The organism is Pseudomonas sp. Pseusp97 (genome assembly GCF_047304025.1).
In the GTDB taxonomy this organism is placed as follows: domain Bacteria; phylum Pseudomonadota; class Gammaproteobacteria; order Pseudomonadales; family Pseudomonadaceae; genus Pseudomonas.
In genome coordinates, this window is record NZ_JBGLYK010000213.1 from 1 (window position 1) to 9,704 (window position 9,704).

5 protein-coding genes are annotated in these 9,704 nt (G+C 65.5%); 3 read left to right on the forward strand and 2 right to left on the reverse strand.

Annotated elements, in window-relative coordinates:
* Window positions 1-596 precede the first annotated feature (596 nt).
* Entirely contained in the window at window positions 597-2,231 is a 1,635-nt protein-coding gene (mqo, locus tag ACCC94_RS24460) for a malate dehydrogenase (quinone) (RefSeq protein WP_413352191.1), read from the forward strand.
* Window positions 2,232-3,093: 862 nt separating this feature from the next.
* On the opposite strand, the gene ACCC94_RS24465 is transcribed toward mqo, so the two are convergent.
* A complete protein-coding gene (locus ACCC94_RS24465; RefSeq protein WP_413352192.1) occupies window positions 3,094-5,835 on the reverse strand; it encodes a cation-transporting P-type ATPase in 2,742 nt (913 codons plus the stop codon).
* 737 nt (window positions 5,836-6,572) lie between these two features.
* Window positions 6,573-7,151, reverse strand: coding sequence for a helix-turn-helix domain-containing protein (locus tag ACCC94_RS24470; protein WP_413352193.1), 579 nt, complete (start codon window positions 7,149-7,151; stop codon window positions 6,573-6,575).
* A 216-nt stretch (window positions 7,152-7,367) separates the two neighbouring features.
* On the opposite strand from ACCC94_RS24470, the gene ACCC94_RS24475 reads away from it, so the two are divergent.
* Together ACCC94_RS24475 and ACCC94_RS24480 are read left to right on the forward strand one after the other, a co-directional pair.
* Window positions 7,368-8,279 (forward strand): LysR substrate-binding domain-containing protein, encoded by a 912-nt coding sequence (locus ACCC94_RS24475; protein ID WP_413352194.1) that lies wholly within the window; start codon window positions 7,368-7,370, stop codon window positions 8,277-8,279.
* A 342-nt stretch (window positions 8,280-8,621) separates the two neighbouring features.
* Window positions 8,622-9,614: an MBL fold metallo-hydrolase gene (locus ACCC94_RS24480; protein WP_413352196.1), complete on the forward strand. Its 993-nt coding sequence runs from the start codon at window positions 8,622-8,624 to the stop codon at window positions 9,612-9,614.
* The last annotated feature ends 90 nt before the right edge of the window (window positions 9,615-9,704 follow it).

Below are 9,704 nucleotides of genomic sequence, written 5' to 3' on the forward strand. Positions count from 1 at the left end.
GGCCCGGGTCCTCCCCACCCCGCGCCCCACTAAACCCCCCCCCATCCCCCCCCGTTTGGCCGCTGTTTGCCCGGCCAACGCTTCGGCGCGATGCGGACCTATCGCGGACAGAGTCCGCTCCTACATGAATTCCTGCACGAGGGCCTGCCCTCTCCCTAACCCTCTCCCTGAAGGGAGAGGGCGGGGAGAGGGAACGCCCAGGCACGGAATTTCAGAAAAGGACAGTTGCTCCTACAAGGCGTGGAACCTTGGATTTAAACAAAGAGAAACGGCCTGCACGTAATGCGGACCGTTGATAGTTGACTGCAGAGGTTGGTGATGCGCCGCGCTTTCGATAGAATGCGCAAACGTTTCAGCAGACCATGCATCCCTCCCACAACAAAAGCCAAAGCCGAAGGCTTTGCGTGTCTCTCTGCGCAGGACGTCCCTCATTCCATTAAGCAGGCCCCAGAGCCGGCGGAGGAGGGAACTGAGTCCCGACTCATCCTCGTCATCTGTCGCCTTGCCCATCGTCAGCGCTCCGTGCGCGGGGCACGGCCTTCACGCTGAATGACGCCGGTGGGGAAGGCCAAGCCCTAACGACGAGAAACCTTTCGATGATCAAGAAAGTTAGCGGGGCGCTGCTGGGCCTCGCCCTGGCAGTGAATTGCGCGCCCGCGTTCGCCCAAACCAAGAAAGTCGACGTGCTGCTGATCGGCGGCGGCATCATGAGTACCACCCTGGGCGTCTGGCTCAACGAGCTGGAGCCGGGCTGGAGCATGGAAATGGTCGAGCGCCTGGACGGCGTCGCCCAGGAAAGCTCCAACGGCTGGAACAACGCCGGCACCGGCCACTCCGCCCTGGCCGAGCTGAACTACACCCCCGAGGACAAGGACGGCAACGTCACCATCGCCAAGGCGGTGGAGATCAACGAGTCGTTCCAGATCTCCCGTCAGTTCTGGGCCTGGCAGGTGCAGAACGGCGTGCTGAAGAACCCGCGCTCGTTCATCAATTCCACCCCGCACATGAGCTTCGTCTGGGGCGACGACAACATCGCTTTCCTCAAAAAGCGCTACGAGGCGCTGCAGGCCAGCCCGCTGTTCCGCGGCATGCAGTACTCCGAGGACCCGGCGCAGATCGCCAAGTGGGTGCCGCTGATGATGCAGGGCCGCGACCCGTCGCAGAAGATCGCCGCCACCTGGACGCCGATCGGCACCGACGTGAACTTCGGCGAGATCACCCGCCAGTTCGCCGGCTACCTGCAGACCAAACCGAACTTCAGCCTGAAGCTCTCCAGCGAAGTCGAGGACATCACCCGCAACGCCGATGGCACCTGGCGCGTCGGCTACAAGAACCTCAAGGACGGCACGGTCACCGAGACCGATGCCAAGTTCGTCTTCATCGGCGCCGGCGGCGGCGCGCTGCGCCTGCTGCAGAAGTCCGGTATCGAGGAAGCCAAGGACTACGCCGGCTTCCCGGTGGGCGGCTCGTTCCTGGTCACCGAGAACCCGACCATCGCCCAGCAGCACCTGGCCAAGGCCTACGGCAAGGCGTCGGTCGGCGCGCCGCCGATGTCCGTGCCGCACCTGGATACCCGCGTGCTCGACGGCAAGCGCGTGATCCTCTTCGGGCCCTTCGCCACCTTCTCCACCAAGTTCCTCAAGGAAGGCTCGTACCTCGACCTGCTGGGCAGCACCAACGTCCACAATGTCTGGCCGATGACCCGCGTGGGCATCGACGAGTACCCGCTGGTGGAGTACCTCGCCGGCCAGCTGATGCTTTCCGACGAGGACCGCCTGGCGGCCCTGCGCGAGTACTTCCCGGAGGCCAAGGCCGCGGACTGGCGCCTGTGGCAGGCTGGCCAGCGCGTGCAGATCATCAAGCGTGACGCGGACAAGGGCGGCGTGCTGAAGCTCGGCACCGAGATCGTCGCTTCCGCCGATGGCAGCATCGCCGGTCTGCTGGGCGCGTCCCCGGGTGCTTCCACCGCCGCGCCGATCATGCTCAACGTGCTGGAGAAGGTGTTCAAGGACAAACTCGCCACCCCCGAGTGGCAGGCCAAGGTCCACCAGATCGTCCCGAGCTATGGCACCCGGCTCAACGACAGCCCGGAGAAGACCTTCGCCGAGTGGAGCTACACCGCCAAGGTCCTGCAACTGGACCCGCCGCCAGCCATCGACCAGGCCCCGGCCGCGCAGCCGGCCGACGCCGCCCCGACAGCGAAAAAAGCGGCCAGCGACATGGCGCTCTAAGCAGCCCGCCGTGTCACGGGAAGGCCCGCCAACAGGCGGGCCTTCTGCTGTTCAGCGAACGGGCTCCCGGTCAATTCTTGGGGATCGTCCGGAACAGAACGGCGCCGACGCAATCGAAGGAATACTGGGCGAGCTCGAATGGAGCGTGCCGGATGGGGTTGGTCTCGGTATCGACCTCTCTTGCAAGGGCGGAATCGCCTGCGATGAATGTGCCAGCGGAAAGAGGATCGCGGACAGAGTCCGCTCCTACGTGAAGTATCGCGCCGGGGCATACCCTCGGCCCCGCCTTGGCTGCGCGTCCCGCCCCGCGGGGAGAGGGAGCTATCCGAGCCGGCTGACGCCGCAGTTTCAGCCGGCACCGATCCAGCCCCTTCACTCTTCAGGGAGAGGGAAATCGCCGCTACGGGGCTCCAGAAAATGACCGTCGCTCCCACGCGGGCCTGACGGGTAGGTCACGGGAACACCCGGCATACGCCTCCTTCCCGACAGGGAAGGGCCGGGGGCCTGGGGAGGAGAAGGGCGTGGCACCAGTAGGGGCGAGCCTGCCTGCCACGGTTGTCCGGGCGGGGCTTGCGGGCGGGTTCGCTCCTACGGCGGCCGGCAATACCGCGAACATGCCTGGCCGCGATGATCGTAGGGCGTATAACCCGGAACGGGTTATCCGCCGATTGTCTGCCGGCGGATAACGCCGGCGCGTCATACGCCCCACCGTCTGGCCACGAGAATCGCGAAATGAGCGTAGGAGCGGACTCCGTCCGCGATCGACTCAGCGCCACTCCGGTCGAACAGGGAGCAAGGGCGAGACCATCGCGGACGGAGTCCGCTCCTACGTTCCGTGGGGCATCGCGCGTGGGTCCCCGACCTACCGGCGCGAAGCCTTCCAGCGCCGGATCACCAGCTTTTCCAGTTCCACCGCGAAGAACACCACGACGCCGATGCCGAGCGAGATCAGCCAGCCGCTGAAGGGCAGGGCGACGGTGTGGAAGGCGGTCTGCATGAAGGGCACGTAGATCACGAAGCACTGCAGCAGGATCAGCGCCAGGGTCACCGTGAGCAGCGCGCCGTTGCGCAGCAGCGCCGCATTCAGCGAGAACTCCTCCTGCAGGCGGCAGTTGAACAGGTACGCCCACTGCGCGGTGACCAGGGTGTGCAGGATCATGGTGCGGATGTGGTCGGTGTCCTGGCCGTTGCTGACCATCCAGGCTTCCAGCAGGAAGGCCGCGGCGGTGAGCAGGCCGCCGACGTAGAGTACCCGCCAGACCGCGAAGCCATTGAGGATCGACTCCTTCGCGTTGCGCGGCGGCCGGCGCATCATCCCCGGCTCGCCAGGCTCGAAGGCCAGGGCGAAGGACAGGGTGGTGGAGGTCGCCATGTTCATCCAGAGGATCTGCAGCGGCGCCAGCGGGATCACCGCGCCGGCGAGGATCGCCATGACGATCAGCAGGCCCTGGGCCATGTTGGTCGGCAGGATGAACAGCACGGTTTTCTTCAGGTTGTCGTAGACCCGCCGACCTTCGCGCACGGCGCCGGCGATGGTGGAGAAGTTGTCGTCGGTGAGCACCATGTCGGCGGCTTCCTTGGTCACCTCGGTGCCCTTGATGCCCATGGCGATGCCGACGTCGGCCTGTTTCAGCGCCGGGGCGTCGTTGACCCCGTCGCCGGTCATGCCGACCACTTCCTGGTTGGCCTGCAGCGCGCGCACCAGGCGCAGCTTGTGCTCGGGGCTGGTACGGGCGAACACCGAGTACTGCATGGCGAGGGATTTCAGCTGGGTGTCATCGGCCTGTTCCAGTTCCTGGCCGGTCATGGCGCGCAGGTCGTTACCCATGCCGAGCATGCCGGCGATGGCTACGGCGGTGTCCGGGTGGTCGCCGGTGATCATCTTCACCTGGATGCCGGCGCGCTTGCACAGCGCGATGGCCTCGATGGCCTCCGGGCGCGGCGGGTCGAGCAGGCCGGCGACGCCGAGGAAGATCATGCCGTCCTGCACGTCCCCGTGGTCGATCACGCCGTCATCGGGCTGCACCGGCTTGTACGCGGCGGCCAGCATGCGCAGGCCCTGCCCGGCGATGAAGCTCATCTCGCGCTCCCAGTACTCGCGGTCCAGCGGCTCCACGCCATGGGCGCCGAGCTGTTGCTGGCACATACGCAGCAGGACGTCGGGCGCGCCCTTGAGATAGACCAGGCTCCGCCCCGCGACGTCGCAGCGCCGCGCCATGTATTTGTAGGCGGAGTCGAAGGGAATCTTGCCGAACTTCTGGAACTCGATCTCCGGCAGGTTGGCCTTGCGCGCCAGGACCTTCAGCGCGCCCTCGGTGGGCCCGCCGACCACGGCCCAGCGGCCTTCGTCATTGAGTTGCAGGCTGCTGTCATTGCAGATGTCCACCGCGCGGATGAAATCTGCCAGCGCGGCATGCTGCGACCAGTCCAGCTCATCGCCGGTGCTGCCGAAGGTGATGCGACCCTTGGGCTCGTAGCTCTGGCCCTCGACCGCGTAGAGGCCGTTGGCGAGCAGCACGCTCTTCACGGTCATCTCGTTCATGGTCAGGGTGCCGGTCTTGTCCGAGCAGATCACGCTCATGGCGCCCAGGGTTTCCACGGTCGGCAGCTTGCGGATGATCGCCTTGTTCTGCGCCATGCGCTGCACGCCCAGCGACAGGATGATCGAGACGATGGCCGGCAGGCCCTCGGGCACCGAGGCCACCGCCAGGCTGATCAGCGACAGCAGCAGTTCGCCGAAGGGGTAGTCGTGCCAGAAGAAGCCGATGACGAAGAGCACCAGCATCATGCCGATGATCAGCTGGAAGATGCGCTTGCCCAGTTCGGTGATCTGCCGCAGCAACGGGGTCTCGCTCTCGTCGACGTTGGCGATCAGCTTGTTGATACGCCCGAGTTCCGTTGCCGGGCCGGTTTCGATCACCACGCCGCGCGCATTGCCCGCGCTGACGTGGGTGCCGGAGAAGCCGAGGTTGGTGCGGTCGGCCAGCAGCGCTTCCTTGTCCAGCGCGTCGGCGTGCTTGCCCACGGTGAGGGATTCACCGGTGAGCATGGATTCCTCGACCTGCAGGTGGTGCACGTCGAACAGGCGCACGTCGGCGGGAATCTTGTCGCCGGGGCGCAGGATGACGATGTCGCCGGGCACCAGCTGGGCGGCGTCGATCTCGATCTTCTTGCCGTTGCGCACCACGCGGGCGGTGCTGCTGAGCATGCCGCGCAGGGCGGCGAGGGATTTCTCCGCCTTGTTTTCCTGGAAGAAGCCGATACCCGCGTTGATCACCGCGACCAGCAGGATGACGACGGTGTCGGTCCAGTGGCCCATCAGCGCGGTGGCCACGGCGGCGGCCAGGAGGATGTAGATCAGCACGTCGTTGAAATGCCGGGCGAAGCGCAGCCAGAGCGGATCGAACGCCTTGGCCGGCAAGGCGTTGGGGCCGACGCGCAGCAGCCTCGCCTCGGCTTCGTCGGGGGAGAGGCCTTCCGCGCTGGTCTGCAGATTGGCCAGGGTCTGGTCGACGCTCTTGCGGTACCAGTCGGTGCTTCTGGGGGCGGTGCTATTTAATTCGGTGCCTTGCGGTTTGCCGTCGGTGGTTTGCTGTGCAGTCATGCGCTGACTCCCGGCTCCTGCCTGTTGGGAAAGTGAGACTGCCCCCAGACTAGACGGCCGGTGTTACGTCGGACCTGTCATACCTCAAGGTTCTTCCGATCCTGGCTGAACACGTCCTGAACGGCGTGGGAATCAGACGGCAGCTCATTAGGCTCGCGTAGGAGCGGACTTTGTCCGCGATGCTCTTTGCTTGCTTGCTTGCTTGCTTGCTTGCTTGCTTGGGGTTGGGTGTTCTGCGCCGCTACGGCGTGTGCTGATGTATTGGGTTTCGCCCCCTCGGGCGACCCACTTTGGCAAACGACCCAAAGTGGGCAAAGGTCTCGCCCCTCCATCCGGTTTTTCGCTTGGGCGAAAAATTCCCTCGTTGAATCGAAGTTTCAGGGGCACGCCGCGAAGGGCCATCCCTGGCCCATCGCGGCTCTCGCGACATCCATGTCGCTCAACCCCTGAAACTCCGATCCAACGAGGCCTCCTGAAAGGGGCACTCCGGAGCGCTCGGGCGGTTCTCTGGAAGTCCTCAGAGCCAAAGCCAAAGCTGGAGCGGGGCTCTTCGTAGGAGCGAGCTTGCTCGCGAACCGCACCACTCCGAACTCCCTCGTAGAGCGGACCTTGTCCGCGAAATCCCCCGCGGCGTACTCCGGGGCTATGGATTGCAACAACAGCCCAAAGCATACGTAGGGCGGATAACCCGGAACGGGTTATCCGCCGATCATCATCGGCGGATAACGCCTGGGGCGTTATGCGCCCTGCGTGGGGGACGCCCGGTTGGCACCATCGACCTCCTGCACTCCACCCACCCGGCAAGCCTGCCGCCAGCGGTTCGGCGTGCAGCCCACCAGCTTGCGGAAGCTGCGGCAGAAGTGCGACTGGTCGGCGAAGCCGCATTCCTGGCTGACCTGAGAGATCGGCGCGTCACCGCTGGCCAGCAAGTCGCGGGCACGGTCGATGCGCAGGCGCAGCGCCCATTCCCGTGGTGCGAGCCCGGTGGCCTGCTTGAAGGCGCGGGAAAAATGGCTGCGCGACATGCCGCACTGCTCGGCGACGTCGGCGATGTAAAGGCGGCTGAGCAGGCTGCCGGCGAGGATGTCCTTGGCCTTGCGTTCCTGCCAGGGGGCGAGGGCGAGGCGTTCGCCCGCCTCCTGGCAGTCGTTGCCGGGCTCGGGCATCCGATAATGTTCCAGCAGGTGCTGGCAAAGGCGCTGGCTGGCCTGCTGGAGGCCTTCTCCGCGGCTTTCCAGCTCCTCCATGAGCTGCAGGACCAGGCGGTGGGTCTGGGGGGCGAGCATGGTCGCTACCTGGTGGGCAGGTGCGGGCATGGCGTCTCTCTTGTCGTGGTGTCCTGCGGCAGCCAGAGGCTGCTCAGGAATGGAAAAAATCCAAGGTAAATCAAGGTGATCCGTCGCTCAATCGAATTCCGCCGGCGGGCCGCCTTCAAGCACATCCGTCCAAGAAAATTACGCTGATCCGTGCTCGACTGGCGCGACCCTTGCCTTGTGCAAGGATGCCCACTCCACAGCCCCGAGCGACCAGCCATGAACCGAAACGACCTGCGCCGCCTGGACATGAACCTGCTGGTGATCTTCGAATCCCTGATGCTGGAGCGGAACCTCACCCGCGTCGGCGAGAAGCTGTTCATCACCCAGTCCACCGTCAGCGCCGCCCTGGCGCGCCTGCGCGACCTGTTCGACGACCCATTGCTGGTGCGCGCCGGCCGCGCCATGGAGCCCACCAGCCGGGCGCTGCATATCTTCGAAGAGCTGCGCCCGGCGATGGACGTGATCTCCGCCGCGGTCAGCCGCGCCAAGACCTTCGAGCCCGAGAGCAGCTGCAACATCTTTCGCCTGGGGCTTTCCGACGACGCCGAGTTCGGCCTGTTTCCCGCCCTGCTGGCGCGCCTGCAGCAGGAAGCGCCGAACATCACCGTGGTGGTGCGCCGCGCCAACTTCCTGTTGATGCCGGCACTGCTGTCTTCCGGCGAGATCACCGTTGGCGTCAGCTACACCACCGACCTGCCGGCCAATGCCAAACGCCGCAAGCTGCGCGATATCGGTGTGAAGGTGCTGCGCGGCGACAGCCGGCCGGGCCCGTTGACGCTGGATGAATACTGCTCCCGGCCACACGTGATGGTGTCCTTCTCCGGCGACCTGAACGGCGCCATCGACCTGGACCTGGAACGCATCGAACGGCGCCGCCGGGTCGTGCTTGCCGTACCGCAGTTCGGCAGCCTGCGGGCGCTGCTGCGCAATACCGAGATGATTGCCACTGTCCCCGCCTACGCGGCCTGCGCGCTGGTGGAGGACAGCTGCCTGCGCGCCGAAGACCCGCCGCTGGAGATCAAGCCGGCGGAACTCTCCCTGGTGTGGAGCGCCGCCCACGACAACGACCCGGCGGAGCGCTGGCTGCGCGAGCGGATGGTCGAGTACATGAGCGCTCCGGTGCCCTGAGGCCTGGGTTTCGGCCTTTGTAGGAGGGGTGGAGCCTAAGCGATATCCATGCTGCTGGTGCATGGGATTGATGGGTATCGCTGCGCTCCACGCCATCCTACTGCGTGTTTCTTTTGAGGACTTATCAGTTACGTAGGGCGAATAACCTGGAACAGGTTATCCGCCGGTTCAGTTGCGGCGGATAACGCTGGCGCGTTGTGCGCCCTACGGACTGGGCTGTTCGCGAGCAAGCTCGCTCCTACAATTGCTTGTATGCCAGAACGTTTGCGGCACAAGCGTCCAAGAATCCTCCTGCTGTTGCGGAGCAGCATGACGCCACTATTTCCCAAGGAGGCGCCGATCATGCCGGCATCCCGCAGCAACCATTGCTTCCCGCTACTGGCCAGCGCACTGCTGGTCTCCACCTTTGCCTGCGCCGAGCCCCCGGCAGCGTTGAAAACCCAGGCGCCGGGGTATTTCCGCCTGGCGGTGGGCGAGTATGAAGTCACTGCGCTCTACGACGGCTACAACGACCTGTCGCCGGGGCTGCTGCAGGGCCTGAGCCGCGAACGCATCCGCGCGCTGCTGGCACGCAACGCCATGGACAGCCAGCGCGTGCAGACCAACTTCAATGCCTTCCTGGTCAACACCGGCCAGCACCTGGTCCTGGTGGACAGCGGCGCCGGCCAGTGCATCGGCGGCACCGCGGGGCACCTGCTGGAGAACATGAAGGCCGCTGGATACGCGCCGGAGCAGGTAGACAGCATCCTGCTCACCCACATGCACCTGGATCATGTCTGCGGCCTGGTGGACGCGCAGGGCAAAGCGCTGTTCGCCAATGCAACCGTCTACGCGGCGCAGGCCGAGGCGGACTACTGGCTGGACGAGAAGCGCCGTGACCAGGCGCCGGAAAAGGCCCGCGAATTCTTCGAGGTGGCGCAGCATTCGCTGGCGCCGTATCGCGCGGCCAGGCGTCTGCAGACCTTCGTCCCACCGGCATCGCCATTGCCGGAGCTGAAGACCGAGGCCACCAGCGGCCATACGCCGGGCAGCACCAGCTATCGCTTCGAATCTGACGGCACGGCCATCGTCTTCATCGGCGACCTGATCCACAACGTCGCGGTGCAGTTCGCCCACCCGGAGGTGGCGATCCGCTTCGATACCGATCCGAAGCAGGCGGTGAAGGCCCGGGATGCTGAGTTCGGTGCACTGGCGAAGAACGGCGCGTGGGTTGCCGCCGCGCATTTGCCGTTCCCCGGCATCGGCCACGTTACCCGTGACGGCAAGGCGTTCAACTGGGCGCCGGCGGCGTACGGGCCTTACCAGCGTGCGGAGAAGGTCCCGTTCATTCAGTGACGCCAGGCGCAGGCACGACCCTGTAGGAGCGAGCTTGCTCGCGAACCGCTCGGCGTCGGAGCCGCTGGCGAACTCGTTCGCGAGCAAGCT